The organism is Flavobacterium solisilvae, assembly GCF_012911605.1.
Taxonomy (GTDB): domain Bacteria; phylum Bacteroidota; class Bacteroidia; order Flavobacteriales; family Flavobacteriaceae; genus Flavobacterium; species Flavobacterium solisilvae.
Window position 1 is genome coordinate 271,197 of record NZ_JAAMPT010000209.1, and the last position, 19,391, is coordinate 290,587.

18 protein-coding genes, 3 tRNA genes and 1 pseudogene are annotated in these 19,391 nt (G+C 32.6%); 7 read left to right on the plus strand and 15 right to left on the minus strand.

Going from position 1 to position 19,391, the window contains the following annotated elements:
* Positions 1-94 precede the first annotated feature (94 nt).
* Entirely contained in the window at positions 95-1,351 is a 1,257-nt protein-coding gene (locus tag G6042_RS13560) for a dihydroorotase (RefSeq protein ID WP_169524979.1), read from the minus strand.
* The gene (locus G6042_RS13565; protein ID WP_169524980.1) at positions 1,348-3,276 is read right to left on the minus strand and encodes a BatA domain-containing protein; all 1,929 of its coding nucleotides are present in this window, start codon (positions 3,274-3,276) and stop codon (positions 1,348-1,350) included. The genes G6042_RS13560 and G6042_RS13565 overlap by 4 nt, the downstream gene beginning before the upstream one ends.
* Before the next feature lie 124 nt (positions 3,277-3,400).
* Here G6042_RS13565 and G6042_RS13570 point away from each other — a divergent pair, with 124 nt between their 5' ends.
* A complete protein-coding gene (locus G6042_RS13570) occupies positions 3,401-4,507 on the plus strand; it encodes a lactonase family protein (protein WP_169524981.1) in 1,107 nt (368 codons plus the stop codon).
* A 61-nt stretch (positions 4,508-4,568) separates the two neighbouring features.
* On the opposite strand, the gene G6042_RS13575 is transcribed toward G6042_RS13570, so the two are convergent.
* The 4 genes from G6042_RS13575 to G6042_RS13590 form a co-directional block, all read right to left on the minus strand.
* A complete protein-coding gene (locus tag G6042_RS13575) occupies positions 4,569-5,915 on the minus strand; it encodes a DEAD/DEAH box helicase (protein WP_169524982.1) in 1,347 nt (448 codons plus the stop codon).
* 134 nt (positions 5,916-6,049) lie between these two features.
* Positions 6,050-6,469 (minus strand): nucleoside-diphosphate kinase, encoded by a 420-nt coding sequence (locus G6042_RS13580; protein WP_169524983.1) that lies wholly within the window; start codon positions 6,467-6,469, stop codon positions 6,050-6,052.
* A 247-nt stretch (positions 6,470-6,716) separates the two neighbouring features.
* Positions 6,717-8,306 carry a bacillithiol biosynthesis cysteine-adding enzyme BshC gene (gene bshC / locus G6042_RS13585; protein WP_169524984.1) on the minus strand — a complete coding sequence of 530 codons (1,590 nt, stop codon included), beginning with the start codon at positions 8,304-8,306 and terminating at the stop codon, positions 6,717-6,719.
* A gap of 9 nt (positions 8,307-8,315) precedes the next feature.
* Positions 8,316-9,290: a hypothetical protein gene (locus tag G6042_RS13590; protein WP_169524985.1), complete on the minus strand. Its 975-nt coding sequence runs from the start codon at positions 9,288-9,290 to the stop codon at positions 8,316-8,318.
* Between the two features lie 93 nt (positions 9,291-9,383).
* Between G6042_RS13590 and G6042_RS13595 the strand changes: the two genes are divergently transcribed.
* Positions 9,384-10,505 (plus strand): cysteine desulfurase family protein, encoded by a 1,122-nt coding sequence (locus G6042_RS13595; RefSeq protein WP_169524986.1) that lies wholly within the window; start codon positions 9,384-9,386, stop codon positions 10,503-10,505.
* Between the two features lie 39 nt (positions 10,506-10,544).
* Here the strand turns inward: G6042_RS13595 and G6042_RS13600 are convergent, their stop codons facing one another.
* Together G6042_RS13600 and G6042_RS13605 are read right to left on the minus strand one after the other, a co-directional pair.
* Positions 10,545-11,306 carry a C40 family peptidase gene (locus G6042_RS13600; protein ID WP_169524987.1) on the minus strand — a complete coding sequence of 254 codons (762 nt, stop codon included), beginning with the start codon at positions 11,304-11,306 and terminating at the stop codon, positions 10,545-10,547.
* Between the two features lie 76 nt (positions 11,307-11,382).
* The gene (locus G6042_RS13605; RefSeq protein WP_169524988.1) at positions 11,383-12,561 is read right to left on the minus strand and encodes an acetyl-CoA C-acyltransferase; all 1,179 of its coding nucleotides are present in this window, start codon (positions 12,559-12,561) and stop codon (positions 11,383-11,385) included.
* A gap of 251 nt (positions 12,562-12,812) precedes the next feature.
* On the opposite strand from G6042_RS13605, the gene G6042_RS13610 reads away from it, so the two are divergent.
* The 3 genes from G6042_RS13610 (at position 12,813) to G6042_RS13620 (ending at position 13,083) form a co-directional block, all read left to right on the plus strand.
* Positions 12,813-12,896, plus strand: a tRNA-Ser gene (locus tag G6042_RS13610).
* Positions 12,897-12,903: 7 nt separating this feature from the next.
* A tRNA-Pro gene (locus G6042_RS13615) sits at positions 12,904-12,978 on the plus strand.
* Between the two features lie 31 nt (positions 12,979-13,009).
* Positions 13,010-13,083 (plus strand) — tRNA-Arg (locus tag G6042_RS13620).
* 111 nt (positions 13,084-13,194) lie between these two features.
* On the opposite strand, the gene G6042_RS13625 is transcribed toward G6042_RS13620, so the two are convergent.
* The 3 genes from G6042_RS13625 to G6042_RS13635 all read right to left on the minus strand — a co-directional run bounded on the left by G6042_RS13625 (position 13,195) and on the right by G6042_RS13635 (position 15,553).
* A complete protein-coding gene (locus G6042_RS13625; protein ID WP_169524989.1) occupies positions 13,195-14,034 on the minus strand; it encodes an OmpA/MotB family protein in 840 nt (279 codons plus the stop codon).
* A 76-nt stretch (positions 14,035-14,110) separates the two neighbouring features.
* The gene (locus G6042_RS13630; RefSeq protein ID WP_169524990.1) at positions 14,111-15,103 is read right to left on the minus strand and encodes a glycosyltransferase family 2 protein; all 993 of its coding nucleotides are present in this window, start codon (positions 15,101-15,103) and stop codon (positions 14,111-14,113) included.
* 9 nt (positions 15,104-15,112) lie between these two features.
* Positions 15,113-15,553 (minus strand): type I restriction enzyme HsdR N-terminal domain-containing protein, encoded by a 441-nt coding sequence (locus G6042_RS13635; RefSeq protein WP_169524991.1) that lies wholly within the window; start codon positions 15,551-15,553, stop codon positions 15,113-15,115.
* 37 nt (positions 15,554-15,590) lie between these two features.
* Here G6042_RS13635 and holA point away from each other — a divergent pair, with 37 nt between their 5' ends.
* Both holA and G6042_RS13645 read left to right on the plus strand, forming a co-directional pair.
* Entirely contained in the window at positions 15,591-16,595 is a 1,005-nt protein-coding gene (gene holA, locus G6042_RS13640; RefSeq protein ID WP_169524992.1) for a DNA polymerase III subunit delta, read from the plus strand.
* A 68-nt stretch (positions 16,596-16,663) separates the two neighbouring features.
* Positions 16,664-17,083, plus strand: a complete 420-nt coding sequence (locus G6042_RS13645) for a lipocalin family protein (RefSeq protein WP_169524993.1) — start codon at positions 16,664-16,666, stop codon at positions 17,081-17,083.
* A gap of 72 nt (positions 17,084-17,155) precedes the next feature.
* On the opposite strand, the gene G6042_RS13650 is transcribed toward G6042_RS13645, so the two are convergent.
* From G6042_RS13650 to G6042_RS13665, 4 genes and pseudogenes are all read right to left on the minus strand, one after another.
* Complete coding sequence (locus G6042_RS13650) at positions 17,156-17,515, minus strand: bleomycin resistance protein (protein WP_169524994.1); 360 nt, start codon at positions 17,513-17,515, stop codon at positions 17,156-17,158.
* 15 nt (positions 17,516-17,530) lie between these two features.
* A complete protein-coding gene (locus tag G6042_RS13655; protein WP_169524995.1) occupies positions 17,531-17,893 on the minus strand; it encodes a DUF2200 domain-containing protein in 363 nt (120 codons plus the stop codon).
* 102 nt (positions 17,894-17,995) lie between these two features.
* Positions 17,996-18,188, minus strand: a pseudogene (locus G6042_RS13660) (VOC family protein); the annotation flags it as partial.
* 439 nt (positions 18,189-18,627) lie between these two features.
* Complete coding sequence (locus G6042_RS13665; protein ID WP_169524996.1) at positions 18,628-19,128, minus strand: hypothetical protein; 501 nt, start codon at positions 19,126-19,128, stop codon at positions 18,628-18,630.
* Positions 19,129-19,391: the final 263 nt, after the last annotated feature.

Genomic DNA, 19,391 nt, shown 5'->3' on the forward strand with positions numbered 1-19,391 from the left:
TAAACTTTAAAGTTTTATTAAAATTAGTTGAAGCCAATTTTTTCAATAATAACTCATATTTATTGATATATCTTTTAAGTTAGGTTTGAAATTTCTAGAAAAAAATCGACAATTTTTGATTGTTATAAATTCCAATTGCTTTTCCTTTCATTTTGCATCCTAAAAATGCTGAATTTTTTGATTTTGAAAGGATATTTTCTTTGCTAAAAGTCCAATCATTATGGGTTGTAAAGAATGATAAATTGGCTTTTGAATTTTCTTCAATTGCTTGGTTTTCTATTCCAAAAATGGTTTTGGCAGAAGTTAATTTCTCAATTACTTTTTCCAATGGTAAAACGGTCAATAACGAACCAAAAGTACTCTCCAATCCGATAGTTCCGTTTTTAGCCAAATCAAATTCCATTTTTTTATGTTCAATATCCATCGGATTATGATCGGAAGTAATGCAGTCGATTGTATTGTCCAAAATTCCTTTTAGCAAAGCTTGTCGGTCGGTTTCGTTTCGCAACGGCGGAGTAACTTTGTATCGCGTGTCAAATTCTTCCAGTTTTTCATCGGTTAAAACCAAATGATGAACCGAAACACTGCAAGTCACATTCAAACCTTTGGCTTTTGCTTCTTTAATCAATTCTACTGATTTTGCTGTAGAAATCGTTGGAATATGAAGTTTTCCTCCAGTATATTCTAGTAAAAATAAGTTTCGGGCAACAATTAATTCTTCAGCTAAATTTGGAATTCCTTTCAGTCCTAATCGAGTGGAAACAATTCCTTCATTGGCAACGCCGTGACCTTTTATATTTTCATCTTGCGAAAAAGCAATCACTAATCCGTCAAAATCCTGAACATATTGCAGTCCAATTTTTAGCAAATTAGCATTCGACAAACTTTTTCCATAATCGCCAAAAGCAATAGCTCCGGCATTTTTCATGTCAAAAAGCTCTGCTAAATCTTTTCCTTCACTATTTTTGGTCAAAGCACCAATCGGAAATAAATCGGTAGCCGAATTTGTCGCTTTTTGTTTTACAAAATGAATTTGCGACTGATTGTCAATAATAGGAAAGGAGTTGGGTTGCAAAGCAATTCCGGTAAAACCGCTTTTTGCTGCTACGTTCAAACCGTTTGCAATCGTTTCTCTGTCTTCAAATCCAGGTTCGCCAAGTGAAACGCTGCTGTCAAACCAACCTTGTGATACGTGCAAACCATCAATATTTATTTCTTCCAAATGATTTTCATTAGGAAGCGATTTGCCTATTTTATTGATTATTCCGTTTTCAATAATTACGTCAACGGTTTGGTTGTGGAATGAACTTTTTGGGTCAATAATTGTTGTGTTGCGAAGTAGTAGGTTCATTTTACAAATTTTTGGATTAGTAGTTCCAATGCTAAAAAGAGTAGTGTTAATATCACAAACCATTTCCAGATTTGCGTGTCGGTTCTATCGGTTTGAATGGTGTTAAAAACCGTTTCTATGTTGTTTGTTTTTTCAAAATCGGCAGCAATATCTGTATTGATGTTGGCAAGATTTCCTTCGGTTCGAGTATAGTTAAAACTGATATTCTGAATTTCGTTTTGACCATTAAATATACCAAAATTCCCAGCCAATAACGGATTGTCGTTAAACGTCATTTTGACTTTAGTGTTTAATAATTGTTGCACCGGAATGAAACTTTCGTCAGCATTTTTAATGGTTAGAATTTCATCTTTTGAAAGTAAAGCATCAACAATAAAAGGTTGATTTTCGCCAATAGTGATTGCGTTTACGCCTGTTTTTTGACTGTTTTGCGCCATGTTATAAAACGTTGGAACAATCAATGGCGAATTTTGAAAATTGCTATTTTGCTTATTAATTGGCGCAGCAAAAACATAAACACTCGAAATCGGATTACTAACCGAAGTTAAAAATGCACTTTGGTCTTCATAACTCAAAACGGCAGGCGAATTACTGCTTAAACCAATCGACGTTTTAGTAGATGGATATTGGAAATTATCAATTTTCTTTTCAAAAACACTACTGAAAAGCGGATGATTGAAATTGATTTTGGTTACTTTCTTTTCATTGCCATTTGCCGAAGCATATTTCACAGCTCCAAATTGGCTTAAAAAGGAATTCATAGCTGAAATATTCAACTCTTGCGACGGAATGATAACCAAATTTCCGCCTTTGTTTACAAATGATTTTAAGGTAGTTTGTAAGGCTTGCGGAATTTCTTTTAATTCGTTTAAAACGATAGCATCTTGTTTTTCCAACAAATTATAATCCAAATTGGCAATTGGATAATTTGTGAAATTAAATTCATCCGAAGTGTAAATTCGTGCCATGAAACCGCTTTTTTCAGCTTCGCCAATGCTAATTACATTGGTTTTACTTGGTTTTGAAATACTGAAAAAATAGGTGTTGTCATATTCCAAACCTTTATCAGTAATGGAAACATAACCATGAAAATCTTCTTTTGGAATAGTGAAATTGATGGTTTTTTTGCTTTGTTCAAAATCCAAAAGAGTTTTGGCAGTTAACTTGTTTTTGTTGTACAACGCAATCGGAATGGCTTTGGAATTTTCTCCATTTGAAGTCAATTCAACGCTAATTTCATAGAAATTATCCAAATTTTGAGCAATAAAAACGCTGTCGATTGAAATGTTGTTTTTTTGTTCGGCTTCCGGAATTACAAAGTAAACATTGTCTTCTTTTTTGAAACTTTTAGCTTCATTGCTGTTAATTCCAATTGCATCGGTAATGACAATGATATCTTTGTTGAAAGCCGATTTCCGCGCGTTTACCTTAGCAATTAAATTATCCAATCGAAAAGGTATTGCGCTGTATTTCAAGTCTTGCAAATCTTTTTGAATGGATTTAATATCGGTATTCCAAAAACTTTCTGAATTGGTAATTAACGAAAAATTCTGTGCTTCTGGTGTTTGTTCCAATAAATCTTGAACCGCACGTTTTAGCAATTCACCTTTTTTGCCTTTGGCTTGCATACTATAGGAATTATCCAAAATAATATACATTTCGTTGGTCGATTTTTGGCTGTCTTTTCCTGGAAAAAAAGGTTGTGCAAATGCTAAAATTAAGAAAGTAAGCAAAAGCAAACGAGTAAAAAGCAATAACCATTTTTTGATGGTAGAACTTTTTCGGGTTTGAATAGAAAGCTCTTTTAGAAATTGAACATTGGTAAAGTATTCCTTTTTAAATCGACGTAATTGAAACAAGTGAACCAAAATTGGAATAACCAACAGGAAAAGGAAATACAGAATTTCGGGATGTTTAAATTGCATTTGAATTTTCGATTTGTCAAAAATACTATTTTTATCATTTTGAAAGATAGTTTCAATGTTTTAAATTTAAAAAAATATCCTAATCGTTTAAGGATTACCTTTGTTACTTGATAAAAAATAGAAAATGAAAGCAGTTTTACATTATTTAGTCGTTTTTTTTGCCTTGCAAACCGTTCATGCTCAACAGAAAAACCTCAATTTGATTGTTGGAACATACACAAACTCATGTGAAAGTGACGGAATTTATGTGTATGATTTCAATACAGAAACAGCCGATTTTCAATTAAAATTTTCAACAAAAGGCGTTGTAAATCCAAGTTTTTTGACCATTTCAAATGATAAAAAATACATTTATGCAACCAATGAAAGTGGAAATGACAGTAAAATTTCGGCATTTAATTATAATTCGGATAGTGGAATTTTAGAATTTTTAAATACAAAAAGTTCCGAAGGAAATGATCCGTGTCATATTATTAATGATGATAAAAATGTTTTGGTTGCTAATTATAGTGGCGGAAGTATTGCTGTTTTCGGAAAAAATGAAGACGGAAGTTTATCCGATAAAAAGCAGGTTATTTTGCACAGTGGAAAAAGTATAAACACAGCACGCCAAGAGAAATCACACATTCATCAACTGCAATTTTCTCCAGACGGAAAGTATGTTTTTGCCACTGATTTAGGGGTTGATTTAATTTATATTTATCGATATTTCCCTAATCGTGAAGACGAAGTATTAGAACCTTTTCAAGTAAAAAAAGTAAAATCAGGAAGCGGACCAAGACATTTGACTTTCAGTAAAGATGGGAAAAACGTGTATTTAGTTCAGGAATTGGATGGAACGTTAACGGTTTTTAAGTATCATAAAGAAAAACTTGAAGTAATTCAAGAAACAACCCTTGTTTCCAAGGATTTTAAAGGAGAAATTAGCACAGCAGATATTCATTTTTCGCCCGATGAAAAGTTTTTATACGCTACAAATCGTGGTACAGCAAATACCATTTCTTGTTTTGAACGAAAGGAAGATGGAACATTAAAATTAGTGCAAACGATAAAAACAGAAGGAAAAGGTCCAAGAAATTTTGCTATTGATCCAACGGGAAATTTCCTTTTAGTAGCACATCAATATACCAATGAAATTGTAATTTTCAAACGCGATAAAAACAACGGAAAATTGACCGATACTAAAAAACGAATTGCACTTTGTTCGCCAGTTTGTTTAGTATTTGACTAGAAAATTACGAGTTTAAGTTAAGTATGAATACATCTTAATTCCTCAACGGTTTAGAAAAAAATTACTTCTTTTTCTTCTTTGCAGCTCGAGCTTTCAAAATATTTCTATTAACAGAAGAACTCGTTTTCTTTTTGGTTTTTGATGGTCCGCCAAGATTTACTTTTTTGTTTTTAGCAATTTTTTCATGAAAAGACGCACCACCTTCCAGTTTTGGTTTTTTCATTAAAAACTTCATTTTCTTTTTCTTGTCTTTTTCAAATTCAAGTAATCTTTCGGCAATCTCAATTCCTTCAGGCATTTCAATGAAATCAATTTCTTTTTCCATCAAAACTTCTGCTTCAATCATGATTTCTTCTTCCCGCGGACTGATTAAACTGATAGCAACACCTGATTTATCAGCACGACCAGTTCGACCAATTCTGTGGATATATTGTTCTGGAATTTCAGGGAATTCTACGTTGATAACATGCGAAATATCCGAAATATCCAAACCTCTAGCCATAACATCGGTAGTCACAATTCCTCTAATTTGGCTTTCGCGGAAAGAAGCCATCGTTTGCAAACGATAGTTTTGAGATTTATTAGAATGAATTATTCCAAATTGCTCCGGATAAATTTCTTCCAATTTATCGGCTAATAAATCGGCCGTTTTTTTGTTGTTTACAAAAAGTAAAACACGTTCAAAAGCTTCGTCTTCAAGTAACGAAGCAATCAAATTTATTTTGGTCAAAAAGTTAGGAACTTTATAACCTAATTGTTCGATTTTTTCCAAAGGCGTTCCGCTTGGAGCCAAAGAAACTTCTTCGGGAAACTCAAAATATTCTTCCAGCATTTCATCAACTTCGTCAGTCATTGTTGCCGAAAAAAGTATATTTTGACGTTTATTTCGCAACATCGATAGGATAGAAGTGATTTGAAATCGAAATCCTTGATTTAAAATTTCGTCAAATTCGTCAATGACTAATTTTTGCAAAGCATCAAAGCGAACCACATTGTCCATTGCCAAATCCATTACACGTCCAGGCGTTCCAACCAAAATATCAATACCTTGATAAACCGCAGTTTTTTGAGTATTAATATTTACACCACCATAAACTCCAAGCGTTCTAACCGACATATATTGTGTCAATTTTTCCACTTCGGCGGCAACTTGAACAACCAATTCTCTTGTTGGAACCAATATTAAAACTCGTGGCGTATCCGTTGCAGCAAATTTCCATTGTTTTAAAATAGGAAGTAAGTAAGCAAAGGTTTTTCCTGTTCCGGTTTGTGCAATTCCCATCACGTCACGTCCAGACATTACAACTGGAAATGCTCTTTCCTGAATAGGAGTTGGCGTTGTCAATCCCAATTCGTCAATAGCTTTTTGTAATGATTTCGGTAAATTAAACTGTTCAAACGTGTTCATGGTTTCTGGAAATTTTTGCAAAGGTAGTAAATTCAAATTTGGTACTTTTTTCAATGAAAAAATCCCAAATCTGTAACGAAATGGGATTTCTATGATTTCTATGATATTTAATATTAAATATCTAATATCTAAAATTAGAATTGTTCTCTTCCAGCAAAGTGAAATGCACCTTCAATAGCTGCATTTTCGTCGCTATCAGAACCGTGAACAGCATTTTCTCCAATAGAAGTTGCATATTTTTTACGGATTGTACCTTCAGCAGCATCAGCAGGATTTGTAGCACCAATTAACGTTCTGAAATCCTCAACAGCATTTTCTTTTTCAAGAATAGCTGCAACGATTGGTCCGCGAGTCATAAACTCAACCAATTCACCAAAGAAAGGTCTTTCAGCGTGAACAGCATAAAATTTTTGAGCGTCAGCTACCGTTAATTGCGTTAATTTCATCGCTACAATTCTGAAACCACCTTCAGTAATCATATTTAAAATTCCACCGATGTGTCCGTTTTCAACAGCATCTGGTTTAATCATAGTAAAAGTTCTGTTTGTTGCCATTTTTTTGAATGATTTTTTTAATTCGGGTGCAAAAGTAGTGTTATTTTTTCAAATTCTAAAAAGATTATTCATTTGAAACGAAAGGCTTGCGAATTTTTGGGTTCCATTTTCCTGCTTTTCGTTTCAATCTGTCATTGCGAGGAACGAAGCAATCTCATAATCAAATATTCGATTAGCAATGACAGGATTTCCACTTCAATCAGGGTTATTTAGGAAACCATTTTTGTATAGTAAGCTCTTTTAAAAATCAAAAAACAATAACCTTAAATTCCTGTTCCAAAGGTTTTAATTCGTTCAATAATCGTTGAATTAAATCATCACCAAACTCAAGATAAAATTCTGAGAAATTGTTTTTTCGTTCCTGTAAACCTTGATTAGGAAACAATTCATCTTGAATTTGTTTCATGCGTTGCAATTGGTCAGCAAGTTTTCTTTTTTCGGCTTTCAGTAAACGTTTTTCAAGATTGTCTAAACCTTTTGTTTGCTTGACTTCCTGAGCTTTTACCGCATTTTTAAACGAAATATCAGTTTGTTCCGCAATCGAATAAAGATTTTCAAATTGTTGTTTCAAAAACTCTTTTTGAGCCGAAAAATCAATATTAAAATTAGAGATTTCTTTTGTTTTATTATTCAAAAGTTCGTTTTGCTTTTGAAACAAATCAGCCATTTTTAAATTCAATTTCTGAGCTTTTTCGATTTGCTTTTTTGTCGCTAATAAAACCGAATTTCGTACTAAAAGTATCGGAAACGGAACAGCATTCGCTTCAAAATTAGATTTCAATTCTAGCCAATAGGCAATTTCGCCTCCACCGCCAATGTAGCATAAGTTTGGCAAAATAACTTCTTGATATAAAGGACGTAAAATTACATTTGGGCTAAATCTTTCCGGATGATTTTCTAATTCTGCTAGAATTTCATCTTTTGTGAAACTGATTTCAGTATTGTTTACGGCAAAAATGTTATCCTCAAAAACAATACGTTCTCTAAGATTGTCCTGAATGTAAAAAAGATTAATTTCTCTTGGATTTACTTGAATATTGTAGCTTTCCAAAAGTTTTGACGTTTCATTTACTTTCTGAAAAGAAACTTGTTCCGTTAATTCTCTTTCGACATAAGGAGCAAATATTTTTTTCAAATCAACATCATCGCCATCAATAATCACTAAACCTTCATTTTGGAACAATTCATTCGCTAGAAATCGGGTTGCATCAGTTAGATTATGGTGTTCTAAGTATGATTTTTGGAATAAATCTTTCAAATAGTTAGCATTATTTCCAATGCCTAATTCTTTTTCAAAAACTTCAAAAACTTCCTCTAAACCATTGGTAGATAAACGTCCAACTGGTCCAGAAGTTTCTTTGTTCCAACTGATTTTTTTTCCTTTAAAAACAAAATGATTGATTTCTTCAAAATCATGATCTTCCGTTGCCATCCAATAAATTGGTACAAAATTGTAACTCGGATAGTTTGCCTTTAATTGTTTACACAAATTTATCGTAGAGATAATTTTGTACAAAAAATACAACGGACCAGAAAATAAATTCAATTGATGTCCAGTTGTTATGGTAAACGTTTTATCGCTTTTTAACAACTGAATATTACTTTTTGTAAACTCCGATGTTTTTGTTGAGCGGTATTGTTTTTGCAACGAATTAACCAAAACTTCTCTTTTTTCAAAAGGGAAATTTTGTTGTTTTTCTTCAAGCTGCAAAAGGAAATTTTCTAACTTCGGACTACGATGGTATAACGATTGTAATGCAGGATTTTCATCTAAATACTCAACGATGAGTTTAGAAAAATACCCCGATTTTTGATAACTAATACAGTCGATGTCCATACTTTTTGATTATTGTGCTACGATAAAACTACCTAAAAGATAATCATCGCCAAGATAGAAATCACTATTTCCTTTTTTCAAAGTTACTTTTTTCAAGCGAACAATATGTCTAAAACCAACGCCGCCAAGTCCATCAGTATTTGTGGTTACTTCAATAATTCCAGATACATTTTCAACACCATCAACGGCATTCCATTCTTGAGTTACAGCTGGAAAATCTGGTGGCGAAGTTGAACACAAAAAGGCATCGTTAACTGCTCCATTGTAAAGCTTGTAGCTTAGTGTATTTGATGTATTAATTAAAGCTGTTCTTGGTGTGGTTGTAACCGTGTTTTCAAATAAGGTTGCATAGTTTGCTGTATTTAGGGTTAGCAACTCGCTTCCGCTAATGTTGAAAACTCTATTGTCACAAGAACTTTTTTGAGCATTTTCACTAAATCCTAAAGGCAATTGTGTAGCAGTTGTGTTGTAATTTCCAAAAACATAAGTTTCATAAGTTTGAACTCCATTTGGTTTTTCAAAAGTGATATTTTTAAAAACAATATAATGTCTGTAACCTGTAATTCTAGTTGCGCCAGTCGTTTGATTGGTAGACTTTATAGCGGTTGTAGTAATTTGAATGGTTCCAGCAATAGCATTCCATTCTTCTTGCAAACTTGGATTTGCGTCAGGAATAGTTGGACAAATATTATCCGCAGAGATATTTCCATTATATTGACGATATTTTACTCTAACAGGAAATGTTCCAGTTTCTGAAATAGCGACACTAATTGGTGTACCTTCTGGTGTTTGGTCATTAGCAAAAGTTTCCGCAGGAATTTCTATCAAAAGCATTTCGCTGTCTTTAATTTTGTAAACAACATCTTTTGAAGTACATTTAGTAGCGGTAACTTCTGTAAAATCAATGTTTTCAACTTCTAAATCACCGTCATCACATGCATTTATTACAAAACCTAACAAAAAAAGAGCTAATAATCGTTTCATCGCAAATATATTTTGAAGCAAAAATAAAGTTTTTTAGTTCAATACTAAATCTTTTATCATTTATTTAGGAGAAGGACTTTTTATATTTGCAACATGAAAAAAGTTTATTTAGATAATGCAGCTACAACACCAATCCGTCAAGAAGTTATTGATGAAATGGTAAAAGTGATGCAACTAGAATATGGAAATCCTTCGTCAACCCATAGTATTGGAAGAAGTGCAAAAGCAATTATAGAAAGTTCGAGAAAGACGATTGCTAAACTTTTGCATTGCCAAGCTTCAGAAATATTGTTTACCTCAAGTGCTACGGAAGCGACCAATTGGATTTTGAGAAGTGCTGTTCGTGATTATGGAATAAAACGAATTATTACGTCAAAAATTGAGCATCACGCAACGCTTTACACCATTCAGGCATTGGAAAAAGAGTTTAATATAGTTGTTGATTATGTGAAAACGCTTCCAGATGGAAATTTGGATTATGCTCATTTGGAAGAATTATTGAAAAGCAAAATGCCAACTTTGGTTTCGTTGATGCATGTAAATAATGAAACTGGCGTAATCAATGATAGCAAAAGAATAGGCGAGTTGTGTTATGAAAATAAGGTGTTGTTTCATTGTGATACCGTTCAGTCAATTGGTAAAACCGAAATTAATTTAGCCGAATTGAAGGTAGATTTTTTGGTAGCTAGTGCGCATAAATTTCACGGACCAAAAGGCGTTGGTTTTGCTTTTGTAAAAAAAGGATTTGTTTTGCAACCAATATTATTTGGTGGCGAACAAGAAAAAGGTTGGCGCGCCGGAACCGAATCAGTGCATCAAATTGCTGGAATGGCAAAAGCATTGGAATTGGCTTATCAAAATTTGGACGAAGAAAGAAAGTATATTGAAGAATTGAAAGCCTACTGTTTTGAGCAGTTGAAAGCTAATTTTTCTGAAGTAAAACAAAACGGAATAACTACTTTTTATAATATTTTAAATATATTATTACCATTTGATGAAACAAAAACAGCGATGATTTTGTTTAATTTGGATATGAAAGGAATTGCGGTTTCTCGTGGAAGTGCTTGTCAAAGTGGAAGCCAAAAGCCGTCACATGTTTTAGCAGAAATGATTACAGGAGAAGATTTGAAAAAGCCAAGTTTGAGAATTTCGTTCAGTCATTACAATACCAAAGAAGATATTGATATTTTAATTACTTGCTTGAAAGAGATTTAAAACGATAAAAAAAACCGAAACTATGTTTCGGTTTTTTTGTTATATAATTTTCTTGATTACACGAAGTCGATGAGTGTGTCTGTTTTGTTCTGCATTATAAATTCCAAGATGATCTAATCTATCAATGCGAACTTTTCCGCTGGAGTGAATGATGTAATTATTTTCCATGATAATACCAACATGGATGATTTTACCTTCTTCGTTATCAAAAAAAGCCAAATCGCCAGGTTCGCTTTCTTCAATGAAACTCAACGCATCGCCTTGAGTAGATTGTTGAGATGCATCGCGAAGCAATTTGTAACCGTTTAGTTTGTAAACCATTTGCGTAAAACCTGAACAATCAATTCCAAAAGGTGTTTTTCCACCCCAAAGATAAGGCGCATTTAAGTATTGATAAGCTGTTGCAATCAAATTTGATTTATCTTTAATTCCACTGATTTTCATTCCTTCAAATTCAAATCCTTCGATGTTTATTTCTGAATGATTTAAAAAAGAAAGCGATGCACCAAGCGGAATTGGGATAAACATATTTTTGGCATTGGTTACATATTCAACCAAATCAGCGTTTAAAATAACAGCATCCTTTGACAAATCAGTATAGCTTTTTTCGGAAATAGTTTGATATTGTTTTGAATCAACCCAACCTTCATAATCATCAAATTGCAATTTGATTTTTGCCCATTGATTTTGTCTTTCTAAAATTTCAAAATGCTCGCCAAATAATACCTGTGAAACGATTTCGCTTCGATCACTCGGTTCGGCTCTTAAAGGAATTATAGCAAGGTTACAAATGGCAAACATCTACTAAATGAATTATGAATGGTAAATTACGAATTATGAATTGTCTCGTAATTCATAATTCGTAATTCGTAATTTTTTAAGCTCTTTCGATTACAATAGCAGAAGCACCGCCACCGCCATTACAAATAGCTGCAGCACCGATTTTTGCATTGTTTTGTTCTAAAACATTAATTAAGGTTACAATAATTCTCGCACCAGAGCAACCCAGCGGATGTCCGAGAGAAACTGCACCACCATTAACGTTTACTTTATCGTTTTCTAAACCTAATATTTTGGCATTTGCTAATCCAACTACAGAAAAAGCTTCGTTAAATTCAAAATAATCAACATCAGAAATTGACATTCCTGCTTTGTCTAAGGCGATTGGTAAAGCTTTTGCTGGAGCAGTTGTAAACCATTTTGGTTCTTGTGCTGCATCTGCATACGATTTGATATAAGCCAAAGGTTTTATACCCAAAGATAGGGCTTTTTCTTCGCTCATTAAGACTAATGCTGCCGCACCATCATTAATTGTTGAAGCATTAGCGGCTGTAACAGTTCCGTCTTTAGTGAAAACAGCGTTAAGAGTTGGTATCTTGTCTAATTTTACGTTAGTGAATTCTTCATCTTTAGCAAAAATGATTGGTTCGCCACGTCTTTGTGGAATTGAAACAGGAATTACTTCGTTGTCAAATTTTCCTTCTGCCCAAGCTTTTGCCGAACGTTCATATGACTGAATAGCGAAAGCATCTTGTTCTTCACGACTGATATTGTATTCGGTTGCACATAAATCGGCACAAACTCCCATGGCATTTCCATCATAAGCATCGGTTAAACCGTCTTTTTGCATTCCGTCAACTAATGAAGTTGGTCCAAATTTCACACCGTTTCTCATGTGTACATAATGAGGAATTAAGCTCATATTTTCCATTCCACCAGCAACTACAACTTCAGCATCACCATTCATGATGGCTTGTGCACCTTGCATTACCGCTTTCATTCCCGAAGCACAAACTTTGTTTACTGTTGTAGTAGGAATTGTATTTGGTAAACCTGCAAAAAGCGTTGCTTGAGTTGCTGGAGCTTGTCCAACACCAGCTTGGATAACATTACCCATTAATACTTCATCTACTAAATTCGGATCTAAATTTATTTTTTCTAAAGCACCTTTTATAGCTGCTGCACCCAATTGTGGAGCAGTAACTGAAGATAAACTTCCCATAAAACTTCCTATTGGAGTTCTAACAGCCGATACTATAACTACTTTTTTACTCATAATAATTGTTGTTTGTTTGTCCTGCAAATCTAAACTTTTATTACAAATTATGGAATTCAATCCTTAATAAATCTTCAATTGATGTTGATTAACAAAAATATGAATTAGCTAGTGTGTTGATAGTGAAGTTTTTTAGAATTAATTTAAAAATATTAATAAAAAAAGGCTTGAAATAGTTGTAAATTATAGAATGTTAAATTACATTTGCAACCGCTTAAAGAAAAAGTTCTTATTACAATATTGAAAATTTAGGAGAGGTGCCGGAGTGGTAACGGAGCAGATTGCTAATCTGTCGACGGGTAACCGTCGCCAGGGTTCGAGTCCCTGTCTCTCCGCTTTTTTCGGGGTGTAGCGTAGCCCGGTTATCGCGCCTGCTTTGGGAGCAGGAGGTCGCAGGTTCGAATCCTGCCACCCCGACAAAATTGTAAAAGAAAATATCTAAGAGCTTGGTCTCATAGCTCAGCTGGATAGAGCAACTGCCTTCTAAGCAGTAGGTCGAAGGTTCGAATCCTTCTGAGATCACAAAAAATCCCTTGATTTTTTCAAGGGATTTTTTGTTTTATAACAATTCGTAAAATTTATTAGAAAAGAGAAAGCATAAAAAAAGCCGAGTTTTAGCTCGGCTTTATATTTTTATTGTTGTTTTTGATTTTTCATTTCCTTTTCGATCATTTCATAGAATTCATCGATTTTTGGAAGTACTACAATTCGTGTTCTTCTGTTTTTTGAACGATTGTCAACCGTGTTATTTTCTACTAACGGAATGAATTCTCCACGTCCAGCAGCAATTAATTGAGATGGTTTAACACCTAAATCTTTAGTCAAAACTCTAACAATAGCTGTAGAACGTTTCACACTCAAATCCCAGTTGTCAACTAATATTGCGTTTCCTGTAAACGGAACGTTATCGGTATGACCTTCAACCATACATTCAAATGTTGGACGACTGTTGATTACTTTTGCAACTTTAGCCAAAACTTCTTTTGCTTTGTCACTTACTACGTAACTTCCGCTTTTAAATAATAATTTATCAGCGATAGAGATAAATACAACTCCTTTTTCAACATTTACTTCAATGTCTGGATCAGAAATTCCAACCGAACTTTTTAAACTAGTAACCAATGCTAAAGTAACACTGTCTTTACGAGTTAAAGCATCCTGAAGGCGAGTGATTTTCAAGTCTTTTTCTTTTAAGCTTTCTAATGACTTTTCTAAATTTTGAGCACCTTTACTAGTAAGCATTGTCAATTCTTTTTGATTATTAATCAAATCAGAATTATTTTGTTTTAAATACTCATTTTGCTTTTGAAGCGCTTCTTTTTCAGATAAACAAAGGTTTAACTTAACTGTTGTAGAGTTTAATAAATCTTGACATTCTTTATTTTGCGCTTCCAAAGCTGCAATTTTCTTTTTTGTGCCACATGATGTCAATGTTAAAGCAACGACTGAAAGACCTAAAATTACTTTTTTCATAAAAGGGTAATTAATTTTTTAACAAAAATAAGGATTATTTTAAATTCGGGTAATAGTTCAAAGTGATAAACTATTGTTAAATGTTATCAAATACCTTGCCATTTTTAATGAAGTATTGGTAAACGATGCTTTTGGTTTGGTAATAATTTTGAGATTGAGATTGCTTTCTTTTTTTTAATGTTTTGTTTATCAAAGAATAAAAAGAGAAATGCGCTTTTATTATGGCAAAACAATGTTTAAACTTTCCTTTGAAAATAAATTGAATTCCGGCTAATCCATCCAAACAAAGTCGGCTTAAAATGATAAAAAACAACTGATTTTCGGGTAGATTTTTTAGTAACATCAACAATGAGTTTCTGAAATTCAGAAATGTTTTTCTAGGATTTCCTTCGTTTAAAGTTGCGCCACCAACATGATAAACAAGCGAATTTGGAGAATATTTTGCTTTGTAACCTAAATTAAATGCACGCCAGCATAAATCAATTTCTTCTTGATGGGCAAAAAAGTCATCATCAAAACCGTTTAATTGATTAAAAATAGTTCTTCGGATGAAAAAACAAGCACCGCTTGCCCAAAAAATGGTTTGTTCGTCATCATATTGTCCGTTGTCTTTTTCGATAGTATCAAAAATTCTTCCGCGACAAAATGGATAACCAAATTTATCGATGAAACCTCCAGCAGCACCAGCATATTCGAAATAAGCTTTGTTTTTGTAATCTAATATTTTGGGTTGAATAATTCCAATTTCAGGATTGTTTTCAAATAGAGAAAGAATAGGAGTAAGCCAATTTTGAGTAACTTCTACATCTGAATTTAAAAGGCAAAGATATTCTTCTTCAATGTTTTGTAATGCAATATTGTAACCTTTGGCAAAACCATAATTAGCATCGTTTTGAATGATAGTTATTGACGGAAACTGATTTTTTATTACTTCCAATGAAGTATCGGTCGAAGCATTATCAGCGACATATATTTTGGCTTCATCTGAAAAAGCAACTACCGAAGGTAAAAATTGCTCCAACAGTTTGGCACCATTCCAATTCAGTATAACAACAGCTATTTTTTTCAATTTATTGGTTTAAAAATTGGGTAATTCTTTCAAGAAAACATACTTTTCGTTTTCAAAATCCATTTGGCAAAAATAATGATTTAACCCATTGGTTACCATTAAATATTCGGCTTTCAATTTCAGATTATAGCGAGCAATTTGGTCAAAAGTATCTTGAGAAATAGAAACTTCTGGTGCTTTACATTCTATGAGCAAAAACAATTCGCCATTAGGTTTAAAAACGGCTATATCATATCGTTTACTGGTATCATTTACTTTGATGAGTTTTTCGACATTGATATGAGATTTCGGGTATTTTTTTTCCTCCAAAAGAAATTGAACTGTATGTTGTCGAACCCATTCTTCGGGAGTAAGAATGATAAATTTTTTCCTGATAACATCAAAAATAGCGACTTTATTTTCACTATTTTTGAACCGAAACGTATAAGCAGGAAAATTTAGTTTTTGCATAGAGCAAATGTAATTTAAAAAATCAAAATTCCATAGAATGGATGAAGTTGTAAAAATCATCAACGATATAAAAGCCGGAAATATTAAACCTATCTATTTTTTGATGGGAGAAGAACCTTATTATATTGATAAACTTACCGAATATATTGAGGATAATGTTTTGTTGGAAGACGAAAAAGGTTTCAATCAAATGGTGATTTATGGTCGCGATACTTCGGTGGATGAAATTGTTTCCAATGCAAAACGTTACCCAATGATGGCTGACAGACAGGTTGTTATTGTAAAAGAAGCTCAGGAATTGGCAAGAACTATCGATAAATTAGAAAGTTATATAGAAAACCCACAACCAACAACGGTTTTGGTTATTGCCTACAAATATAAAACGGTTGATAAACGAAAAAAATGGGTAAAATCGATTGATAAAACGGGTGTTTTATTTGAAAGCCAAAAGTTGAAAGAATACAAAGTAGGCGAATGGGTGAAACGTGTTTTGCAAGGTCGAGGTTATGGTATTGAACCTAAAGCAATGCTGATGTTGGTGGAATATCTTGGAAATGATTTAAGCCGAATTGCGAATGAATTGACAAAACTCGAAATTATTCTGCCCAAAGGAAGTACAATCACGCCATCGCATATTGAAGTAAATATTGGTATCAGCAAAGATTATAATGTTTTTGAATTGCGTAAAGCTTTAGGCGACAAAGACCAATTTCGTGCCTATCAAATCGTAAATTATTTTGCCCAAAATAGTAAAGAAAACCCGATGGTTGTTGTCATAGCGCAACTGTTTAGCTTTTTTTCGAGTTTGTTGAAATTCCACGGATTAAAAGATAAATCACAAGGAAATGTTGCGAAAGAACTTGGTGTAAATCCTTATTTTGTAGCCGATTATGTGACAGCATCCAAAAATTATCCGATGAAAAAAGTAAGCGGAATTGTGAGTACGTTACGTAATATTGACGGAAAAAGCAAAGGTGTTGGCGCGGCCAATTTACCCGAAGCTGATTTGTATAAAGAACTTTTGGTTAAGATTTTCAATTAAATATTCGTTAGAATTTGTATAATGTAATATTTTTTTTATTTTAGCAATCTAATCAAAATTTTATTTTAATGAAAAAAATATTACTATTTACATTAGCTTCAATGGCAATGTTGTCGTCTTGTTCCTCAGATGATTCTGTAAAAGTTACAGAGGATAAATTAACTAAAAAGTGGTATTACAAGAGTTATCAAGCAAATGGAGAAACAGAAGCTTATGACCATTTACCATGTGCCAAAGATTATGTTGAGTTTTTACCAAATGGTAGTTATATTGAATTTTATGTAAATGATTGTAGTCCATTAGAAACAGGTTCTTCAACTGGAAGTTGGGTTTTAGATGGGAATACTGTTGCTGTAGCGATTGATGGTGAGAATTACAGCGGTAAAGTAACAAAGTTAAGTGATACAGAATTACAATTAACAGTTCGAGCTGATTATGATGATGATGGCGACGAAGAAAATGTAAAAGTTAACTTTACAAATAACTAGAAAAGTAAAAAAAACATTAACACAATAGTTAATGTTTTTTTTTACCCTTTAATATAGTTTATCATTATATCATCATAGTATACTTTCCCCAAAAGTCAACAAATTTTTATCAGGATCGAGGATGGAAAATTCTTTTTGTCCCCAAGGTTTTAGTTCCAACAAACCATTAGGATGAATTCGGGTTTTGTTGTCTAATAACGTTTGGTAAAGATTGTCAATCGTATTGGTTCGGATGTAAACTTGACCGTAATTTTCATTAGGATTTAAAGTTGCGAATTCAAAAAAATGAATTTCAACATTGTCTTTTTTTAGTATCAAATAACCGTCATAATCTGCTGCGCTAATATCAACAAAACCCAATTGATTTAGGTAGAAATCTTTGGTTTTCGCTTTGTTACGCATGGGTAACTTTGGGTGAATTGATGTTAGCATAGTTTAGTTTTTTGATTAACTGCGTAAAATTTTCTCCATTTTTTTGCCTTTTGCCAATTCATCAACCAGTTTGTCTAAATAACGAACTTGCTTGGTTAACTCATTTTCAATTTCTTCAATACGATAACCACAAATCACGCCAGTAATTAAATCTGCGTTTGGATTGAGGGTTACTTTTTGGAAAAAGGTTTCAAAAGTTACTTTTTCATCAATTAGTTTTTGAATGGTTACTTCATCAAAACCAGTTAGCCAAGTAATCACTTCGTGCAGTTCTTCTTTGGTACGGTTTTTTTTCTCGACTTTGGTTACATAATGCGGATAAACCGATGCAAAAGTCATTTTGGCAATGCGTTCGTTATGTTCTGGTGTTGGGATCATTTTTTTATTTGCTCTCTCAAATATAAAAAATAATTCCAAAAATTTCCACAAAAAAAACTCCATCACAAAGACGGAGTTTTCTAGAAATTCGTGAAAAATGATTTAGTGTTTTGGCATTTCATCAAAATTAATCATCCAGTTGATGCCAAATTTATCGGTAAACATTCAAAAAATAAGCACCCCAAAATGTTTTTTCCATAGGCGTGATTACGTTTCCACCTGCTGAAAGTCCAACGAAAAGTTTGTCAGCTTCTGCTGCGCTATCGGTGTTGATTGAAACGGAGAAGTTGTTACCAAAAGTGACATCTTTTGACAGTATAGTATCAAAACCTGCAAATGTTGGAGATTGCATAATTTGTGGCCATTTACGTTTTATCCGTAAAATCTCTTGTGCATCAGTTTTTCGATCCTCAACAGAATTGAGAATTAAATTATAACTCTCGATGTCAACAGTTGGCGTTGCATTTTTTTTCCTTGACTTTTATAATTTTAGATTTGTTTGATTGATTAATCTTTTCGCAGGAAAATAATATAAAACAAATTAGAATATAGAAAAGTTTTGATTTCATGTAATTGGTTTTGGATAACTGTTCAGCCTGACGTTCCGTGGCTTCGCGAGGTTGCTAACTTCGGAACTGATTATTTTCTATTAAAGTTAAAAATTTCTTGTGAAATCTAAACTTGTATTTACTACAAAATTCGCAATTGCGCCAAACGAGTGTTAGCAATTGGTTTTATTCTTCAAGTAAATGCTCTATACTTTTTGATGAGTAAAAATATGATAATCTATTTCCGTCGCCACCCATTGATTCAGAATTTGCTATAGTTATTTTTAGATTTTGGAATAAAAAATTTCCTTCTTCAATTTCAACATAGTCTTCTCCTATAGATTTGAATAATTTTAAATATTCATTGATGTCTTTTTCAAAAATCAAATCAATGTTATTTATTGAAATATTTATTCCGTTGTGAATTTCTACGGATTCTAATTTTTCATCTTCATCATAGTTTAGAAAGAAATAATTTTCTTTACTGTTTATATTTTCATAAATATCTCTTTTTTGTATGATATCGTAACTAGTATCTCCATCAAAAAAATCAGACATTTCAAAAATATTATCGTCTTCTTTATGTAAGTTATTCAAACTTTCTCTAAGAAAATTTCTGTCATTCCCCCAATTGAATTCTTTTCCATTGATTATAATACCAATATTAGGAATCGCTTCTATTTTCATCGTTTCTGTTTTTTTTAAACTTGTTGCTAACTTACAGATATACAAATGTTCCATTTGTAAATAATAATAAATAATTACAAACGTTTATGAGTTGTTACAATTGTAAAAATATAAAATAAATCATTAAAAAATTAAATAAATTTCTTCCCAAAAAACTTCGTGATTTTTTGCATAAATCTACCGTTAAAAAATCCAAAAACGCAACAAGTTAAACATTACTTAAAACACATAAACATCTGTTAGAATTTGAGTTTTTTAAATTA